Below are 18,858 nucleotides of genomic sequence, written 5' to 3'. Positions count from 1 at the left end.
ACTCGGAAAGATGGCTGGATAACACAAACGAGGAGTTATTATCATGCAAGGACAAAATGGATCGAGAATCCTTAATGGCAAAATAGCCCTTGTCACCGGCGCTTCAAGAGGCCTTGGCCGCGAAATATCACTTTGCCTGGGCAGGGCCGGCGCAACCGTGGTCGTAACGGACCTGCTGATCGAGGATCATAATAATGATCCGGATAAACTTGCCGAGTACAGCCCCCTCGCGGGTCATTTTGCCAGGACCAACGCCGTCAAAACAAAGCAGACTGCTCGTGAAATCTGCGAAATGTATGGCCATGCGATTGCCATGAAACTTGATGTTACTGCTACGGACAATATACAAAGTGTTGTCGAAAAAGCGGAACGGGAATACGGAGGGATAGACATCTTTGTGAGCAACGCGGCGGTGATGGACAATTTTGGAAAGCTTGAAGACCAGACGATCGAGAAATGGGAGCGGGACCTGCGCGTCAACCTCACCGGAGCCTTTAACTGCACCAAAGCGGTATGGCCCGCGATGAAGGAAAAAGGCTGGGGCAGGATCATATATATTTCTTCAATAGCCGGCCTCATGGGCGCCTGGCTCCAGCCATCCTACGGTGCCACCAAGGCGGGCCTTATCGGTCTGGCTAAATCGCTGGCCATCGAGGGCGGCAAATTCGGCATTACGGTCAACGCCGTCTGTCCCGGCTTTATCGAGACTGAAGCCGTTAAACTGCAGCCTCCTGAAACAACTGAAAGAATCAAAAAAGGAACGCCGTTGAACCGTCTCGGGCAGCCGGAAGAGATAGGGCAGATGGTTGTTTTTCTCGCCTCAGAGGCTTCATCATTCATTACCGGGGCGGCACTGCCGGTCACGGGCGGACTGGATCTGTTGAAGTTTTGAAACCAGGTGCATCGCTGGTGGAGGCTTGCTACGGGTCAGGATAACAATGAACGATCATATTGATTGTCAGATATAAGCATCAAGGTAGGAGGAGTAATGACAACTGCAAGAAAATGGGTCCTCGTGACCGGGGCGGCTTCAGGAATCGGCAAAGCGATCACTGAACATCTTTCCGGGAACGGGTGGGGCGTTTACGCGACGGATGTCGATGAAAAGGGATTGTCGCAATTCGGGAAAAACGATAATGTTAGAACGATTAAAATCGATACTACCAATGACGCTGATGTTATTATGGCGGTTGCGTTCATACAAAAACAGCAAACCGGCTTGTATGCGCTCATTAACAATGCAGGCGTTTTCTTTCCCGGACCCCTGATGGATTTCCCCCAGGTGCGATTTGAACAGCAATTCGGGATAAACTTGTTCGGGACACAGAGGATGACACGGCACTTTTTTCCCTTATTGCTGGAGTCAAAAGGAAGAATTATCAATATCTCAAGCGCGGCCGGCTTCCTGGCTATGCAGTTTTCAGGACCTTACGCGGCGAGCAAGCATGCCATTGAAGGGTGGTCCGATTCCCTGCGCAGGGAGTTGATACCCCATGGGGTGAAGGTAATTGTTATTGAACCGGGATTGATAAAAACACCCCTCTGGCAGAAAGACACCGATGAAAGAATCAAACAGTTCGAGGGATCGGTCTTCTATGATGCGAACAAGAAAAAGATCGAGCACGAGATCATTGCAGCGAAAGAGAAGGGGATAGGGCCTGAAGAGGTGGCGGTAAAAGTATTTGAAGCGATCACCTCTGAAAAACCCAGGACCCGGTATCTTGTTACTGAAAATCAGCTGCAATACAGGTTTATTCAACTGCTTAAACTATTCTCCGATTCAGCGCTGGATAGTATCATCATGAAAAAAATGTAGGTGTATCGAATAAATAGCATGGAATGTTTATTTGCTAAATCTTAAGGAGTAATATATGAAACTGTATCTTCTCTCAACCGCTTATGGTTCGGTTCCCAGGGGTCTCTTTGTCTCGGGGGCGCCCTGGAAATCGGTCCGTTTCCCCATTCTCGGTTTCCTGATTGAGAGAAAGGGAGAGCTGGTGCTATTCGATACCGGTTTGGGCGAGAGGATTCATGATGAAATGAAGCCCATGAAGTATCGTCAAAACTGGATTTTCAGTAAATTTATCATGAAAACAAAATTCGACCCGGCAAGCGATCCGATCGCGCGTCAGCTTCCCGGGCTCGGATTTGATCCGCAATCCGTGAAGCATGTAATCCTGTCCCACCTACACTGGGACCATGCCGGTGGAATGCTCGATTTCCCTCACGCGGAATTCATTATCGGAAAAAGGGAATGGGAGTCCGCCACTGCCCCGGACTCTCATCGCCATGCCTATATTCGGGAGCAGTATGACAGGCCTGAATTGCGTAAACGGCTGGTATCCGCGGATCCCGGCAAGCCGTTCCTCGGATTCCCGGCGTCCTATGATGTATTCGGTGACGGCAATTTCACGCTGGTTGACCTTCCGGGCCATACCAATGGTCTTATGGGTTTGATTCTTACCATGCCTTCCGGGAGAAAATTTCTGCTGGGTGGTGACTCTTTCTATTTTCCCGAGAACCTGGAAAACAGGGCGCCGAAATCGAAATTGATGAAAAAGCTCGTCCATGAAAAAGACCAGGCTGACATAACGATCGGCAAGCTCCATGATCTCATGACGCAGGAACCGTCAATTGAAATGATCGGGTGCCATGACCACCGGATCCCGGGGAGATATAATCTCGCTCCCCAGTGGTATGATTGACCAGTGTGGTCTCAGCCGACTTCAGCCGCAATCCAGGGTGTCTTTTCAATAAGAGCGCAAAAGCCTATGGACCTCCATCTTATCATCGATAATCCACATATTGTGAAAGCCCTGATGGGAACCCTGGTCAATACCTGCTATGTGTGGCGCGAAAATGGCCCGGAACACCGGAGAGTGCTGGGTTTGCTGGAACAGGCGCGCAGGGAGCCTGTTTGATGTTAATTTAAGAGCTGAATACTCTGAATATTTTTCACCTTTTCTTCTTGTCAAAACACCGCTACTATATTCCTCTGGAGTATCATATTTGAATGCACCGGTACCCCGGCCGGAAAATCGATCCGTTCCGGGGATAATAGGGAAACCCGTGTGAATCGGGTGCGGGCCCGCCGCTGTATCCGGGGACGAAGACCGCATTGAGCCACTGCCGAAAGGCGGGAAGGCGCGGTTGTAGGATGATCCGGGAGCCAGAAGACCTGCCTGTGCGAATCGCCGCCCCGCTCGCGTGTTACCGGGGCAGCGCGACTCCTCGAGGAAACAAGGGAATCCCCGGGCCGCTGGTCCGGGGATTTTTGTTAAACAGAGACAATAACATGGGAAGAATCATATTCATAACCGGGGGCGCCCGCAGCGGCAAGAGCAGCTTTGCCGAGTCCCTGCTGGCCGGAAAGGACAATGTCCTGTATGTCGCCACGGGCATCGGCTTTGACGACGAAATGAAGGACCGCATCGCCCGTCACCGGTCCCGGCGCAATCCGGCGTGGAAGACCGTGGAATGCTACCGCGACCTGGTCCGGACCCTGGGCAAGGAACTGCCGGCCCGGGACCATATCCTTCTTGACTGCGTCACCATCATGGTGTCCAATTTCATGGTCCTCGACGCCGGCGTGGATTGGGACAGAGCCGGCATTGAAGCGGCGGACGCCATCGAGGATGTTATTCGAAAGGAAATAACGGCATTTCTCGAAATGGCGAAGGGCTTACGGGGAGATGCCCTCTTGGTATCCAACGAAGTAGGCCTGGGTCTGGTGCCGCCGGCACCGCTGGGCAGATATTACCGCGATATCGCGGGCAAGATGAACCAGATGATAGCCAGGTTCGCCGACGAGGCGTATTTCCTGGTGTCAGGCATTCCGATGAAGATAAAATAAATCGCAGCCCGATTATATGGTAACGATGTATGATTAAGGATTATGTGAACGGTTTTGTTCTTAACCTGCAGTTCCTGACCCGGATACCGGTGCCGGTGAAGATCGAATATTCCGATCGGGCCTTTGCCGCCGGCTCGGTTTTCGCTCCCGCGATAGGCCTTCTTATCGGCCTGGTATCGGTCTGCGTCTATCTCCTTTTCGGGTTCATGGACAAGCGGCCGCTGGCCCTGCTTCTCGCCATGGCGGCGGAAATTACCGTAACCGGCGGCCTTCACCTTGACGGCCTTGCCGATACCTTCGATGGCATTTTCAGCTACCGCGACAGGAGCCGGGTGCTGGAAATCATGAAGGATTCCCGACTGGGCACCGGCGGCGCCATCGGCCTGGTCCTGGCGCTGATGCTGAAATATGTCATGCTGGCATCGCTCCCGGATCGATACATCGTACCATGCCTTGCGGCCATGCCTGTCCTGTCGCGGATGACCATCGCGTGGAGCGCCGGCCTCTCACCGTACGCGCGCAAGGATGATAAAACCATGGCCGCGGGCTTGGTTCGGAACACCGGTCTCATCGAGATCATAATTTCAACGACCCTGGCCGTTGTCATCGGGGTCCTGCTGCTGAAGCTGGCCATTGTGCCCCTGGCGCTGATAGTCATAGCTTTCACGTTGATACTGGTCCTGTATATGAAGTTCCGGATCGGCGGCGTCACCGGCGATGTTATCGGCGCCGTCATCGAGCTTTCTGAATTGATGTTTCTTTTTTCGGTAATCATCCTGGATAAATTATATTCCCTCCAGCATATGAAATTATTGTAATCATTAAAATTATCACAAATTACTTCAAGCCCCCTGTCCCCCAGGGGGGGCATGAATCAGAAAATCAATGGATAATAGCATTACTTTCAATCGAAATATATCGAATATCAAAGGCAAGGCATTTCCCTCGTGCCCCCTACGGGGGACAGGGGGGGTATAATCTATAGTTGCTGGGATCCGTTAAACTAAATCCAAGGAATAACAATGTCATTACTAGAATCGACCCTTAAAAAGATCAGTCCCCCTGACATCGACGCGATGCGGATGGCCAGGGAGCGCCTTGACAGCCTGCTCAAGCCTCCCGGGAGCCTGGGCTGTCTTGAGGATATCGCAATAAAGCTCGCCGGAATCACCGGGACCGTCGGTGCTCCCATAGGAAAAAAGACCATACTGGTCATGGCCGGAGATAACGGCATAACCGAGGAGAAGGTCAGCTCCTTCCCGAGGGAGATCAGCACCCTCGTGGCGGAAACCATGGTAAAGGGGATTTCCGGCGTGTCAGTTCTTGCCCGCCACGCCGGCGCGGACCTGAAGGTCGTCGACCTCGGCCTGGAAGGCGATGTTAAGGACAGCCGCGTTATAAACAGGAAGATCCGCAGGATGACGTCGAACATGGCCAGGGGAGCGGCCATGGGCCATGACGAGGCACTGCGCGCCATCGAGACCGGCATCGAGATCGCGAACGCCGCCGTGGACGAAGGGGCGGACATACTGGGCACCGGCGAGATCGGCATCGGCAACACCACCACGGCCAGCGCGGTGCTCTACGCCTTCGGCGCCGGGGGCCTTGACGAGATCGTGGGCCGCGGCGCCGGCCTTACCGACGAGGGCCTCAGCCGAAAAAAGGAGATTATCCGCAGGGCCGTGGAGCTGAACCGGCCCGATCCGGCCGACCCGGTTGACGTGCTCTCCAAGGTGGGCGGTTTCGATATGGCGGGCCTTTGCGGGTGTTATCTCGCCGCCGCGGCCCGCCGCAGGCCCATCGTCATCGACGGCTTCATCGCCGGTGCGGCGGCAGTGGCCGCGGTGAAGATGCATCCCGGCGCCCGTGACTTCATGATCACCTCCCACGCCAGTGCGGAGCCGGGCGTGGCCGCCATCAGCCGTATCCTTGAGCTGCCGCCCATGCTGGCCCTGGACATGCGACTGGGCGAGGGGACCGGGGCGGCCCTGGCCTTCCATGTCATCGAGGCGGCGGTGAAGATCATCAACGAAATGGGCACCTTCAAAGACATCGGCATGTGAATCTTCGGTTTTTTACATTGACAGTCGTCATGTATTTTATTATTCTTCTTTTGTGTCAGAGAAAAAATGCCGTTTTTTCCGGAAAATGATAATATAAAAGTATAGTTCGGGGGATTGATTCTGATAAGCTCTACATAAAAAGTATAATGTACTAAAGTGGTATCGTTCCGGGTGTGTTTATTTATCAAAAAAAATGTAAAACCATGGAAGAGCGCAAACGAATCATCTATATCATCCTGATCATGTCCGCCCTTGTGTTGTGCGGCAGCATCTTTTCCAATATCCTCCTGTATAAAACATCCATTGAAGAAACAAGGATCCACCTTGCGGATGCCGCCAAGCTTCTGGCCCATCTTCTTGAGCCAAGGCCGTATCCGGGGCGTGATGGGGGCGCTGAAGCGTGGCCGGCCGGCCAGGTCATTCCTTCCACGGAAGGAATCGTGGACGCCATCCGGAACTATGAGCGCCATAAAAGAAAAATGGAGCTCACTATCGCGTTTCTGGATAAGGATAAGATCCGCTTTATTGCGGCGCTCAGGCATTATGGCCGTGCCGAGCATCCAAAAACAATAGGAATATATTCCGGCCTGGCGGAGCCGATGCGCCGGGCCCTGGAGGGGAAGTCCGGAACCATGACGGGAAAGGATTACCATGGCAGGACCGTGCTGGCAGCCTATGAGCATATAACAGGGCGGAACATGGGGGTGGTGGCAAAGATCGACATGGCCGAATTCCGCGCCCCCTACATCAGGAGCGGCATCATCATAGTCGCCGTTTCCCTGCTGATAATCCTTGCCGGCGTCATTGCCATCGGACGGATCAGCAATCCCATTATGAACAACCTGGAGAATCAGGTGGAGGCTCTTGCGGCCTCAAATGAAGAGCTCGACGCCGTGAACGAGGAGCTCCAGGCCTCCATGGAGGAAATGGAGAGAACGAACAATGACCTGTACCGGTCCCAGTTCGAGCTGGCCATGAGCGAAGCCAGGTTCAGGACCCTTATTGAGAATTCGTCCGTTGGTGTTATCGCCGCCGATCTTGAAAACCGGCGCTTCGTCTTCGCCAATCCGTCCGCCTGCGCCATGTTCGGATACGAATGCGAAGAAATGCTTGCCCGGGGTGTTGATGACATCCACCCGGCCGAAGATCTGGAAAGAATCCATGGCGAGTTCAGCGCCCTTATGGAAAAAAAATACCAGATCTCAAGGGAATTGCCCTGCCGCAGGAAGGACGGCTCTGTCTTCTATGCCGATATAGCCGCGATGCCGATCATCATCGACGACCTCAAATGCCTCCTGGGTCAATTCATCGACGTCACCGAGCGCAAGCGCGGTGAAGAGGCTCTCCGGGAGAGCGAGGAACGGTTTTCCAAGATCTTTCATCTTTCGCCCATGTCGATCGCGTTGTCCGGGGCCCATGACGGCAGGTATATCGATGTAAATGATGAGTTTCTTGCCCTGACGGGATATGCCCGGGAGGAGGTGATAGGACGCTCCTCCGATGACCTCGGCCTGTGGATTGAATCCGGGCAGGAGCGCAGGATCCACGAAGAGATCAACCGCGGGGCCACGGTGCATGATTGCCAGATCGAGATCCGCAATAAGGGCGGCGCTATCCTCACGGTTCTCTATTCCGCCGTGCCCGTTACCATCCGCGGTATGCCGTGCATTATCAAATCAGCCATTGACATAACGGACCGCAGGCGTGCCGAGGAAGCCTTGCGGGAGAGCGAGGAGCGATATAGGCGCATAACGGAATCCATAACGGATTATATTTTCACGGTAGCCATCGAGGGAGGCAGGCCGGTCGGGACTGTCCACGGGAGCGCCTGTCTGGCCGTGACAGGCTACACCGCCCGCGAGCTCAACGATGATCCCTATCTATGGATCAACATGGTCCATGCCGATGACCGTCAGGCCGTGCGGGAACAGGTTGAGGATCTGTTGAAGGAGAACCGCCCGTGGCCCATTGAACATCGAATTTACCGGAAGGACGGCGCCGTCCGTTGGGTGAGGAACACCCCGGTGCCCTATCATGACGCCGCCGGCAGGCTCTATGCCTATGACGGAATTATCGTGGATATCACGGAACGCAGGGAAGCCGTGGAGGCCCTGCGGGAGAGCGAGGAAAAGTTCGCCAAGGCCTTCATGAACGCCCCCGTTCTGATGAGCATAACCAGCGTCGAGGACGGCACCATCATCGATGTGAACAGCCAGTTTGTTGAACAGTCGGGTTTCACCCGTGAGGAGCTGATAGGGAGAAAAACCCTGGACACGGGGTATGTGCGTCTCGAGGACCGGGAGCATTACACGGAAATCGTCAGAAAATACGGCATAGCCAGCGGTGTGGACCTTACGGTCTATCCCAGGGAGGGAGGCCCCCGGCAGGTCATCTTTTGCGGCGATCATATCACTATCGGCGGTAAAAAGCGGCTCCTTTCGATCGCCGTGGACATTACCGACTGGAAAAAAGCCGAGAAGGACCTTCGGGATAGCGAGGATAAGTACCGCCGGCTCTTCACGGAGATATCCAGCGGCTTTGCCCTCCACGAAATGATATTAGATGACCGGGGCAACCCCGTGGATTACCGGTTCATCGAGGTTAACCCCGCATTCGAGAATCTCACCGGCCTCAGGGATGTCATCGGCAAAACGGTCCGGGAAGTCATACCCGGCATCGATTCATTCTGGATCGAGTCCTATGGCAGGGTGGTCAGGTCAGGAACAGCTGAAGTGTTTGAGAACTATGTGGAGCAGCTGGACCGCTGGTATGAAACACGGGCCTATCCCCGGGGCGGCAACATGTTTGTCGCTATCTTCAACGATATAACCGACCGCAAGCGGGCCGAGAAGGCCCTTCTGGAAAAAACGGAAGAGCTGAATCGCTATTTCAACGTCAACCTCGATCTGCTCTGCATTGCCAATACGGAAGGGTATTTCCTGCGGATCAACCCGGAATGGGAAAATGCCCTCGGGTACCGCCTGGAGGACCTTGAAGGCAGGCGGTTCCTCGATTTCGTCCATCCCGATGACCTGGCGGGAACCCTGGCTGCGACAGCGGATCTGTCCCGGAAAAAGGATGTCCTGAATTTCATAAACAGGTACCGGAGAATCGACGGAACCTACCGCTGGATCGAATGGCGCTCCGCTTCTCCCGACGGTATCCATATCTATGCCGCCGCCCGGGACATCACGGAGCAGTATCGTGTTTCCGGGGAACTGCGTAGAGAAAAGGAAACCGCCCAGAAGTACCTTGATATCGCCGGGGTCATGTTCGTTGCCATCGATGACGATCAGAGAGTCTCCCTTATCAACCGCAAGGGATGCGAGATCCTCGGGTATTCCTATGAGGAGATCATGGGTAAAAAGTGGTTTGATACGTTCGTTCATGAAAGAATCAGGGAAGAGATGAAGGACGTTTTTAATCGATTGATCAAGGGCGATATCTCACCGGTTGAATATTATGAAAATTCCGTGGTGACCGCCTCCGGAGAAGAGCGCCTGATCGCCTGGCACAATACCGTAATCAAGGATGCCTCCGGCGCGATCACCGGCACCCTGAGCTCGGGGGAGGACATCACGGAGAAGAAAAAATCGGAGGACGACCTCCACGGCCAGCTGGCCATCAACATGGCCCTGGCAGGCATTTCAGGCTCCATCATATCACGGTCCTACTCCATTTCGGAAACCGCCTACATGGTCCTGGAATACGCCCGCCTCCTTTCCGACAGCGACCACGGTTTTGTCTCGGAGATCGATCCGGACACCGGCGACGGTATCGGCATTGCCCTGACGGGGATGTTCGGCCCGCCTCCTATCAATGGAGTGCAGAGGCCCGTCCTCGTAAAAAGGGGAGCCGATGGCCGGTATCCCGGGCTCATTGGACATTCCCTCAATACAAGGCGCGAATTCTTCACGAACGATCCCGGGAGCCATCCCGCATCCGGGGAGGATGCCGGCGGCATTCCCCGGTTTTCGCGCTTATTGTCGGTGCCGGTTGTCTACGGGGGCGACCTCGTCGGGCAGATCGCCCTCGCCGATTCGGCGAGGGATTACACCGAGGATGACCTGAAGATGGCCCGCCGCCTCGGGAGCATCTACGCAATGGCCGTGGTCCGCCTCAGGAACGACGCGATGCTCCTGAAGTCGCTGGAGGAAAAGACAGTGCTCATCAAGGAGCTGCACCACCGGGTGAAGAACAACATGCAGGTCGTTTCCAGCCTCATATCGCTCCAGGCGCGCAAGATAGACGACGACAGGTATCGCGGCATATTCATGGAAAGCAGCAACCGCATCCAGGCCATGGCCATGGTGCACGAAAAGATCTATCACTCCGACGACCTGGCCAGGGTCGATTTTTCCCGTTATGTCCGTGAGATTGCCGAGCGCCTTCTCTATTCCTTCAGCCTGGAGCGGCAGCAGGTCGCCCTCGAATTCGACGTGCGGGATGTGTATCTCGGCATCGACCAGGCCATTCCCTGCGGGATCATCCTCAACGAGCTCATCACCAATTCTTTCAAGCACGCTTTTCCCAAAGGCAGGCGCGGCACGCTTTCAATAAGCTTTGTCGCGGAAGGCGATGGAAGGCACAGGCTTGTGGTCCAGGACGATGGTCCCGGCATCCCCGATGACCTGATCAGCTCTGCGGAAAAATCGCTGGGGATGCAGATCGTGACGGCCCTGACCCGGCAACTCAACGGGACCATTGCCGCCGGCAACGCGGGCGGGGCCAGGATCGAGATTGTTTTTTGATGAAGATGGCAGGTGCAGGATGAGAGGGAGATCAGAGGAGGCGCCCCATGGCCGGTGAATTGATCATGGTTGTCGAAGACGATGAAATCATCGCCCTTGAAATAGCGAGCATCGTTTCCCGGTGGGAATTCCGCACGGTGACCGCGCGCACCGGCGCCGAGGCCCTGATGCTCTCCGATCGGGAACCGCCCGTCCTGGCGCTCATGGACATCAAGCTCAAGGGCCCCATGGATGGCATCGAAACCGCGATACAGCTCCGGGAAAACCACGGTACCGCGATCATTTTCGTGAGCGCCTACTCCGAAACAGGGACTATAGACAGGGCCAAGCAGGCCATGCCCTTTGGCTATCTGGTGAAGCCGGTCCAGGACCAGGAGCTGCGCGCGTCAATCGAAACGGCCCTCTACATGCACAGGATCGACAGGGAACGGAAACGCGCCGAGGCTGAACTGCGGGCCGCTCACGATATGCTTGAACAGCGTGTAGAGGAGCGCACCGGGGAGCTGCGGAGGGCCAACAAGGAGCTGGCTGAGAGCGAGGAGCGGTATCGCGCTCTCTATGAAAATACCCGTGTTGGTATCGGCATTGCCACGCTCGACGGTGACATTCTGGATTGTAATCCGGCCCTAACCGCCATCCTGGGGTATTCACTGGACGAAATGAAGGCTTTAAAGACGAAGGATCTATATGCCGATCCCGAAGACCGCGAACGAGTTTTAGCCCAACTGCATGATACGGGATATCTCAGGGATTTCGAGACGGTTCTTGTCGGCAAGAACGGTGTACTTATCGACATGAACCTCAATTCCACCTCCTATGTGTGGAAGGATCAAGTGATCCTGTACACCATGATGGAAGATATCACCGAGCGGAAGCAGGCCCTGGACGCCATCATCCTGGCCCACGCCGAGCTGGAGCGGCGCGTTGAGGAACGGACCGCTGAGCTCGCCGCGGCAAACCGGAAGCTTGAGAATGAAATCGCTGAACGCGTACAGGCTGAAAAATCATTGAGGAAAAGTGAAGCCAGGTTCCGGGCCGTGGTCGAGAACAGCTATGATGGCATCATTTTCACTGACGCGCATGCGAAGGTTTTATACCGGAGCCCCTCCTATACGGCAATCAACGGCTATACGGACGAAGATCGGATCGGCCAGGTCGCCTTTGAAATGGTCCATCCCGACTATCAGGATGAAGTGTGGCGCACATGGAAGGAAGTGATAAAACATCCGGAAATTGTATTTAAAATGGAGCTGCAGATCCGGCATAAAGACGGCGCGTGGCGCTGGATCGATTCAACGGCGAAGAACATGCTGGCAAATCCCGATGTCCGGGCCGTGGTTATCGTGAGCCGCGACGTCACCGGGCGCAAGAAGAACGAGCTTGACCTCCGTGAGATGAATGAGCGCCTGGAGCTTACCATGAACGCGTCCGGCGCCGGCTCCTGGGACTGGGACATTCCCACGGGGATGCTTGTCTGGTCGTCGAAGATGTTTGAAATCTTCGGCCTTGATGAATCAGTGACCGAGGCGTCCTTTGATGTGTGGCGTTCTACGGTCCACCCGGAGGACCTCGAAGCCGCGGAGGCGAAGATAAGCAGGACCCTGGAGGAGCGGAAGGATCTCTATAACGAGTACCGCGTCATCCTGCCGGGCGGGGTAGTCAGATGGATAATCGCCCTGGGAAGGGGCGTGTACGACGAACATGGAGCGGCGGTGCGCATGGGCGGCATATGCATCGACATAACCAAGCGCAAGCAGATGGAGGACCGGCTCAAGCTGTCGGAAGAAAAATTTTCCAAGGCCTTCATGGCCACTCCGGAAGCCGTAACCATCCAGACGATCGACGAGGGAATCTTCATCGATGTCAATGAATCATTCCTCACGGTAAGCGGCTTTGACAGGGATGAGGTCGTAGGCCGCAGTTCCATTGACGTCGATGTGTGGATCGATACACGGGAACGGGACCGTTATATAAAAGAACTTATCACGCGGGGCAGGGTGAGGAATTTTGAAGCCCGATACCGCATGAAAAAAGGCGAGATTCGGGATTGTATCGTTTCCAGTGAAATAATTCAAATCTTAACTAAACGATGCAGCCTGAACTTCATCCTTGATATCACCGAGCGCAAGCGAGCCGAGGCCGTGCTCAAGCAGGAGCATGAGAATTTCCTGAAGATCTTCTCCATGGCGCCGGTGGGGCTGCTCCTTCTCGACGCCGACCTGGTCATAACCCAGGCCAATACCACGGCGGGGGCCATCGTCCTGCGGGATCCCGCCGAAATCATAGGCCGGCGCGCCGGCGGCGGCATCGGCTGCATCCACAGCCAGGAGGACCCCCGGGGATGCGGATATTCCACCTCATGCCCCCAGTGCCCATTGCGGCACAGCATCGAGAGCGTGCTGGCCGGCGGCGTGCCTGTGACCAACAGGGAGGTGGAAGCCGACCTTCTGATAAACGGCGCTCTTCAGAAGCGCTGGCTCAGCATCAACGCGGAGCTGGTCGCCATCGAAGGGCGGGACAATATAATACTGGCGGTGGGAGACATTACGGACCTGAAGATCGCCGAAGAGACGACCACTATCGAGCGGGAGCTCCTCCGCCGGTGCAACCGGGCCGAAAGCGTCAAGGAGCTGATCCAGGGCCTCACCCTGTACCTCAAAAATATCGTCGGGTGCGAGGCCGTGGGCGTGCGTCTCCGGGACGGCGAAGACTTCCCCTATTATGAAACGAAAGGCTTTGCCGAGGAGTTCGTCCTGGCGGAGAACAGCCTCTGCGCCCGCGACCTGGACGGCCGGGCGCGTCGCGATGAGTCCGGAAACCCGGTCCTGGACTGCATGTGCGGCAACATCATCTGCGGCCGCTTCGACCCGTCGAAGCCCTTCTTCACTCCCGGCGGGAGCTTCTGGTCAAGCTGCACCACTGAGCTCCTGGCCACCACCACGGAGGAGGACCGCCAGGCGCGAACCCGGAACCGCTGCAACGGCGAGGGATACGAGTCGGTGGCGCTGATCCCGATCCGCGTGAAGGACACTGTGCTGGGTCTCTTCCAATTCAACGACCGGCGGAAGGGCCTCTATACGGCCGAGAAAATAGCGTGGCTGGAGCGTCTGGTCGATTTCATCGCCATCAGCATGGCCAAGCTCATGGCCGACGATGACCTGCGCCGGCAGAAGGAGATACTCCAGACCATCCTCGATAATATTCCGGTCATGATAGCCTATTTCAATGAGAGGGGAGAATTCATATGGATGAATCAATACTTTACGAAGACGCTGGGCTGGTCCTATGGCGAAATGAAAAAAAATAATCTCCTCGAGTTGTGCTATCCAGATCATGAGTACAGGTCAGGGGTGATGCAATTCATGCTGAATGGAAAGGGAACCTGGGGTGAATTCATGACCCGAACAAAATACGACACGGTCCTCTACACCGCGTGGGCCAATGTGGCGCTCACCAACGGAAGTTTCATCGGCATAGGCCAGGATATCACCGAGCGAAAGCTCGCCGAGGAGTCCCGCAGCAGGCTCATACGCAACCTGGAGGCCCTCTGGGGCCTGTCGAAGCAGCAGGACCGGGACCTCCAGATCCTGGCGGATTATATTCTCGAGGAAATGATGAAATTGACCGGCAGCGCCTTCGCTTTCTACGGTTTCATCAACGACGATGAGAGTGAAATGAGCGTCTACTCATGGTCCCGTGCCGCCATGGCCCGGTGCGCCATGGGGAACAAGCCCCTGGTTTTCAACATCGCCGAATCGGGCATATGGGCGGAGGCGGTGCGGGGCCGCCGGGCGGTGGTGATTAACGATTACAGGGTGGATTTCGCGGGCAAGCGCGGCCTCCCGGAGGGGCATGTTCCGCTGACCAGGCTCGCTTCGGTGCCGGTTTTCAGGAGCGGCAGGATCGTGGCCTTGGGGGCCGTGGCCAACAAGGAATCGGAGTATTCCGGCGAGGACATAAAAACCATTGCAGAGTTTCTCACCAACGCCAATATCATCATTGAGCGGAAGCGGGCCGAATACCTGGTGCGGCTGAGCGAGGAGCGGTATCGCACCGTGGCCGATTTCACCTTCGACTGGGAATTCTGGTTCGGCTCGGACGGCGGCATCCTCTACATGTCCCCCTCCTGCGAGCGGATCACCGGGTACGCACCGGCTGAGTTCATCGCGAACCCGGACCTGATGCTGTCCGTGGTGCATCCCGAAGACGCGGACCGCGTCCGGGACCATTTCGCCAATCCCGGCGACATATCCTGTGAAACACAGGGTTTTGATTTCCGCATCGTGCGCAGGGACGGCGCTGTCAGATGGATAGGGCACCGCTGCCAGATGGTGTACGGCCGGGAGGGCCGCGCCCTGGGCCGCCGCGGGAGCCACCGCGATATCACGGACCGTAAGAACGCGGAAGAGGAGATCCTCCGGCTGAACCGTCACATCATCACCCTCCAGGAACAGGAGCGGCAGCGGGTGGCCAAGGACCTCCACGACGGCGTGAGCCAGATGATGAACGCCGCGAAGCTCAATTTCGCCGCCTTCAACCAGGACCCGGAGAAGAACATGGACCGCTTCGATACCGCCATGGAGTTCATCGACCTGGCCAGCAGGGAGCTCCGGGAGGTGTATTCGAACCTCTACCCCGCGGTCCTGGAAGACCTGGGACTCGCGGCGGCGGTGCGCCTCTACACGAAAAATTTTCTGGCGAACCGGGGCATTGATGCCGACGTTACTATTGACGAGGAGCTGCAATTGTCCATCGAGGTGCAGATGGACCTGTACCGCATCATCCAGGAATCCTGCTCGAACATCGCGCGGCATTCCGGCGCAGGCCGGGCCAGGGTGGACCTGCGCCGGCGGGACGGGGCCTTCGTCCTGGAGATAGCCGATGACGGCAGCGGGTTCGAGCCCGGAGCGCCGAGAAGCGCCGAGGGCGGCTTCGGTATCATCAACATGAAGCAGCGCGTCAAGCATCTGAACGGCTCCTTCGAGCTCGATACGGGCCGCTCCGGCACCAGGATCAGCATAACAATTCCGGCGGAGGGTGGACATGGATAGCGTGAACATTTATCTGGTTGATGATCATGCCGTGCTCAGGGACGGCCTGAAGGTCATCCTGGGGGCCGTGCCCGGCTACCGGGTCGTCGGCGAGGCCGGTGACGGCAGGACCGCCCTGGACGAGATCGAGCGGATCAAGCCCCACGTGGTCATCCTCGACATCTCGCTCCCGGTGATGACCGGCATCGACGTGGCCCGGCAGCTCAAGAAGTATCACCCCGGGATCAAGATCATCATCCTGTCCCAGCACGGCAACGAGGAGTACGTGAACAAGCTCCTCGGCTTCGGTGTCGAGGGCTACCTGTTCAAGGAGAGCGCCAGCCAGTACCTGGTGCGGGCCATCGACGAGGTGTCCCGGGGTAACATTCACCTTGACCCGAACATCACCAAGATGCTTGTTGACGGCATGACCGGGGCGCGCCCCGTACCGGCAGAAGCGAAGGAGGGCGTCCTCCCGTCCCTGTCGGAGCGGGAAAAGGAGGTCATCAAGCTCGTCGCCGAGGGTTACACGGGAAAGGAGATCGGCGCCATGCTGCGTATTTCCGAGCAGACCGTGAAGGTCCACCGGGCCAACATCATGCGCAAGATTAAGGCCGACAGCACCGCCGACCTGGTGCGCTACGCCGTGCGGGAGGGGCTCATACAGGTATGATATCCCCGTGTAAATTATATGGATGCCAATATTGAATACCTGGCCGATCTGGCCAGCCGGCTCGATGAGCTGAAGCAGAAGATCGCCGACGGGAACCTCGGGGGCATGACCGGCGGGGAGATGCAGCTCTTTCTCGAACAGCTCCGGGACGTCTATGCCCTCCTGGAGTCGGAGCTGCAAAAGCTGGCCGATGAAATCGAGAAAAACGGGGGAACAAAAGGATAAAGTGACCCGCCGCCCCGAGCCGTCCCCATCGGTTTAACCCTTTTGGTTAGACAATCACTACCACCTTCAGGGTAAATCCTTCATAAACTGTGTAATACTTTTTAACTCTTCATTTATAATCGTTTTAAAAAAATATACATCAAACTCTTCATTTTTACCCTCTTGAGATTATTTACAAGCTCTTCTCGGCATGGTAGCTTAATCATAAGACGGCTCCATTGCAATCCGCGTAGAACAGAACAGCCTGTAATGTGTCCGTGCTTAAACGATTCCTGGAGAAATATGATCAATCCAAAGATACTTATGAGGAGGTAACGGGCAATGAAATGGTTTAATAATTTACGAGTGAGTTTGAAGGTCTTTCTGTCATGCCTTGTATTCCTGGTCATCATAGCAGCCATCTCAATTCAGGGGATCTACGCCATAAGAACGGCCGATGCCGATTTCGGCATTTTTTACAATGACCGTTTCACCCCCGTGCGCCAGCTTAACCACATCATGCGGAACCTTCTGCAGATTCGCGTCAACATGGTGCAGGAAATGCTCAGCGCGGAAAATAACGATTGGGGCGAGGTGGCGAAGCGCAAGGAAGACTCCAAAAAGCTGTCCGGTGAATACATGGAGCTCTGGAAGAAGTTCACCTCCACCGCGATGACCGCGGAGGAGAAGAAACTGGCTGATGAATGGGAAAAACTGGCGGAGAAGCCGAAGGCTTTCAGGGCATCCTTCGCCAGGGCCCTGGACGCCCGGGACCTCGCCCTCAGCAAGAAGTACCTTGAGGAATGGAAGGTGGAATACCAGGCTCTCCGGGACCAGACGGACAGGCTCATCGAGGTCCAGCAGAAAGAGGCTGAGAAGCTCCTTGCGGAGCAGTCCGCCAGCGCCCGTAACACGACCATCATGGCCGTGGCGTTCCTCGTCGTGGCCATAGCCATGGGGATGGTCATAACCGCCATACTCTCAGGGGCCGTGTCGCGGCCGGTGGGGAAGGGCCTTGACTTCGCCCGGAAGATCGCCGACGGCGACCTGACCCAGCGTATCGACCTTGACCAGAAAGACGAGCTGGGACAGCTGGCTGTGGCGCTGAACCGGGCCGCCGACAGCCTGGAGTCGCTCATCTCCAATGTGACGGTGGCGTCCCAGAACCTGTCCCAGGCGGTGGAGCAGATCTCCAGCGGCAACCAGAACCTGTCACAGCGCTCCAGCGAGCAGGCGTCGTCGCTGGAGGAGATCGCCTCCACCATCGAGGAGGCCACGGCCACCATCAACCAGAACGCGGAGAACGCCATCAGGGCGAAGGACCTCACCGAGGGTGGTTCCGTGAAGTCCCTTGAAGGGAACAAGGTCGCCGTTGAGGCGGTGAACGCCATCGTGGAGATGAACGAGTCGAGCAAGAAGGTGGCGGACATCATCTCCACCATAAACGAGATCGCCTTCCAGACGAACCTGCTGGCGCTGAATGCGGCGGTCGAGGCGGCCCGGGCCGGCGAGCAGGGGCGGGGCTTCGCGGTAGTGGCCGGCGAGGTGCGGAACCTGGCCCAGCGCTCCGGGAACGCGGCCAAGGAGATCGAGAGCCTCATCCGGGATGCCCTGAGCAAGGTGGATAAGAGCACCGAGCTGGTGAACCAGACCGGCAGCTCTCTGAACGAGATATCCGAGGCGGCGAAGACCACGTCGCAGATAATCAACGAGATCGCCGCCGCCTCCCAGGAGCAGAAGCAGGGGATAAACCAGATCAACACGGCCATATCGGAGATGGACAACATGACGCAGCAGAACGCGTCGCTGGTGGAAGAGACGGCGTCGGCCAGCGAGGAGATGGCGAACCAGGCCCAGGAGCTGCTTGACATGGTGCGGAAGTTCAAGATCAGGGAGCAGATGCAGAATGACGCGTACAAGAAGAAGCATCATGAGCTTCATCTGAGGGCCGCCGAAAATTCCAAGAAGGCCCTCGCCGACGGAAACGGCAATGGCCGCGGAAAAGGCGCTGATGCGGTAGCTGCAAGGGCCTTGCCGGGCGACCAGATGAAAGACCTATTGCATAAGGAAGGCTTCGAGGAATTCTGATATAATTATTGATTGTTGTTCCCACAGCACTCACCCCCCCCCGGAGGGGGCCTTGTATGACCGTTCAGGGAAATATGAGGCCCCCTCTCACCCTCCTCTTAATGGGGGGATGTGTTGATAGCCGCAGCAGCAGGCAGGCAGTATGGCCGGAAAGGTATGAACCATGGATCAAATGCTCTCGACGCGCACGAATACC

General features: G+C 56.3%; 12 protein-coding genes and 1 riboswitch. All 12 genes read left to right on the top strand.

The features are described 5' to 3' along the window. The first annotated feature begins 43 nt into the window (after positions 1 to 43). The 12 genes from KA369_09125 (at position 44) to KA369_09070 (ending at position 18,662) form a co-directional block, all read left to right on the top strand. Positions 44 to 892: a 3-oxoacyl-ACP reductase FabG gene (locus KA369_09125; protein MBP7736118.1), complete on the top strand. Its 849-nt coding sequence runs from the start codon at positions 44 to 46 to the stop codon at positions 890 to 892. Positions 893 to 988: 96 nt separating this feature from the next. Next, complete coding sequence (locus tag KA369_09120) at positions 989 to 1,816, top strand: SDR family oxidoreductase (GenBank protein MBP7736117.1); 828 nt, start codon at positions 989 to 991, stop codon at positions 1,814 to 1,816. A gap of 55 nt (positions 1,817 to 1,871) precedes the next feature. Then, positions 1,872 to 2,705 carry an MBL fold metallo-hydrolase gene (locus tag KA369_09115; GenBank protein ID MBP7736116.1) on the top strand — a complete coding sequence of 278 codons (834 nt, stop codon included), beginning with the start codon at positions 1,872 to 1,874 and terminating at the stop codon, positions 2,703 to 2,705. Between the two features lie 66 nt (positions 2,706 to 2,771). Further along, entirely contained in the window at positions 2,772 to 2,921 is a 150-nt protein-coding gene (locus KA369_09110; GenBank protein ID MBP7736115.1) for a hypothetical protein, read from the top strand. A gap of 81 nt (positions 2,922 to 3,002) precedes the next feature. Continuing rightward, a riboswitch (cobalamin riboswitch) is annotated at positions 3,003 to 3,201 on the top strand. A 94-nt stretch (positions 3,202 to 3,295) separates the two neighbouring features. Next, complete coding sequence (cobU, locus tag KA369_09105) at positions 3,296 to 3,853, top strand: bifunctional adenosylcobinamide kinase/adenosylcobinamide-phosphate guanylyltransferase (GenBank protein ID MBP7736114.1); 558 nt, start codon at positions 3,296 to 3,298, stop codon at positions 3,851 to 3,853. A gap of 29 nt (positions 3,854 to 3,882) precedes the next feature. Further along, the gene (gene cobS / locus KA369_09100) at positions 3,883 to 4,671 is read left to right on the top strand and encodes an adenosylcobinamide-GDP ribazoletransferase (GenBank protein ID MBP7736113.1); all 789 of its coding nucleotides are present in this window, start codon (positions 3,883 to 3,885) and stop codon (positions 4,669 to 4,671) included. A gap of 204 nt (positions 4,672 to 4,875) precedes the next feature. Beyond that, entirely contained in the window at positions 4,876 to 5,916 is a 1,041-nt protein-coding gene (gene cobT, locus KA369_09095; protein MBP7736112.1) for a nicotinate-nucleotide--dimethylbenzimidazole phosphoribosyltransferase, read from the top strand. Positions 5,917 to 6,119: 203 nt separating this feature from the next. After that, entirely contained in the window at positions 6,120 to 10,667 is a 4,548-nt protein-coding gene (locus tag KA369_09090; protein ID MBP7736111.1) for a PAS domain S-box protein, read from the top strand. A 47-nt stretch (positions 10,668 to 10,714) separates the two neighbouring features. Next, positions 10,715 to 15,718 (top strand): PAS domain S-box protein, encoded by a 5,004-nt coding sequence (locus KA369_09085; protein MBP7736110.1) that lies wholly within the window; start codon positions 10,715 to 10,717, stop codon positions 15,716 to 15,718. Further along, complete coding sequence (locus tag KA369_09080; GenBank protein MBP7736109.1) at positions 15,711 to 16,370, top strand: response regulator transcription factor; 660 nt, start codon at positions 15,711 to 15,713, stop codon at positions 16,368 to 16,370. Before KA369_09085 ends, KA369_09080 begins: the two co-directional genes overlap by 8 nt. 18 nt (positions 16,371 to 16,388) lie before the next feature. Next, the gene (locus KA369_09075; GenBank protein MBP7736108.1) at positions 16,389 to 16,595 is read left to right on the top strand and encodes a hypothetical protein; all 207 of its coding nucleotides are present in this window, start codon (positions 16,389 to 16,391) and stop codon (positions 16,593 to 16,595) included. Between the two features lie 321 nt (positions 16,596 to 16,916). Further along, positions 16,917 to 18,662 carry an MCP four helix bundle domain-containing protein gene (locus KA369_09070; GenBank protein MBP7736107.1) on the top strand — a complete coding sequence of 582 codons (1,746 nt, stop codon included), beginning with the start codon at positions 16,917 to 16,919 and terminating at the stop codon, positions 18,660 to 18,662. Positions 18,663 to 18,858: the final 196 nt, after the last annotated feature.

The organism is Spirochaetota bacterium, assembly GCA_017999915.1.
GTDB lineage: Bacteria > Spirochaetota > UBA4802 > UBA4802 > UBA5550 > RBG-16-49-21.
Note: the sequence above shows the minus strand (reverse complement) of the source record. Positions and strands in the feature narration are given on the sequence as shown.

What these genes read in the sequence shown, in the direction of transcription:
- KA369_09125 (MBP7736118.1), top strand. Translation starts at nt 44, where the DNA reads ATGCAAGGACAAAATGGATCGAGAATCCTTAATGGCAAAATAGCCCTT.
- KA369_09120 (MBP7736117.1), top strand. Translation starts at nt 989, where the DNA reads ATGACAACTGCAAGAAAATGGGTCCTCGTGACCGGGGCGGCTTCAGGA.
- KA369_09115 (MBP7736116.1), top strand. Translation starts at nt 1,872, where the DNA reads ATGAAACTGTATCTTCTCTCAACCGCTTATGGTTCGGTTCCCAGGGGT.
- KA369_09110 (MBP7736115.1), top strand. Translation starts at nt 2,772, where the DNA reads ATGGACCTCCATCTTATCATCGATAATCCACATATTGTGAAAGCCCTG.
- cobU (MBP7736114.1), top strand. Translation starts at nt 3,296, where the DNA reads ATGGGAAGAATCATATTCATAACCGGGGGCGCCCGCAGCGGCAAGAGC.
- cobS (MBP7736113.1), top strand. Translation starts at nt 3,883, where the DNA reads ATGATTAAGGATTATGTGAACGGTTTTGTTCTTAACCTGCAGTTCCTG.
- cobT (MBP7736112.1), top strand. Translation starts at nt 4,876, where the DNA reads ATGTCATTACTAGAATCGACCCTTAAAAAGATCAGTCCCCCTGACATC.
- KA369_09090 (MBP7736111.1), top strand. Translation starts at nt 6,120, where the DNA reads ATGGAAGAGCGCAAACGAATCATCTATATCATCCTGATCATGTCCGCC.
- KA369_09085 (MBP7736110.1), top strand. Translation starts at nt 10,715, where the DNA reads ATGGCCGGTGAATTGATCATGGTTGTCGAAGACGATGAAATCATCGCC.
- KA369_09080 (MBP7736109.1), top strand. Translation starts at nt 15,711, where the DNA reads ATGGATAGCGTGAACATTTATCTGGTTGATGATCATGCCGTGCTCAGG.
- KA369_09075 (MBP7736108.1), top strand. Translation starts at nt 16,389, where the DNA reads ATGGATGCCAATATTGAATACCTGGCCGATCTGGCCAGCCGGCTCGAT.
- KA369_09070 (MBP7736107.1), top strand. Translation starts at nt 16,917, where the DNA reads ATGAAATGGTTTAATAATTTACGAGTGAGTTTGAAGGTCTTTCTGTCA.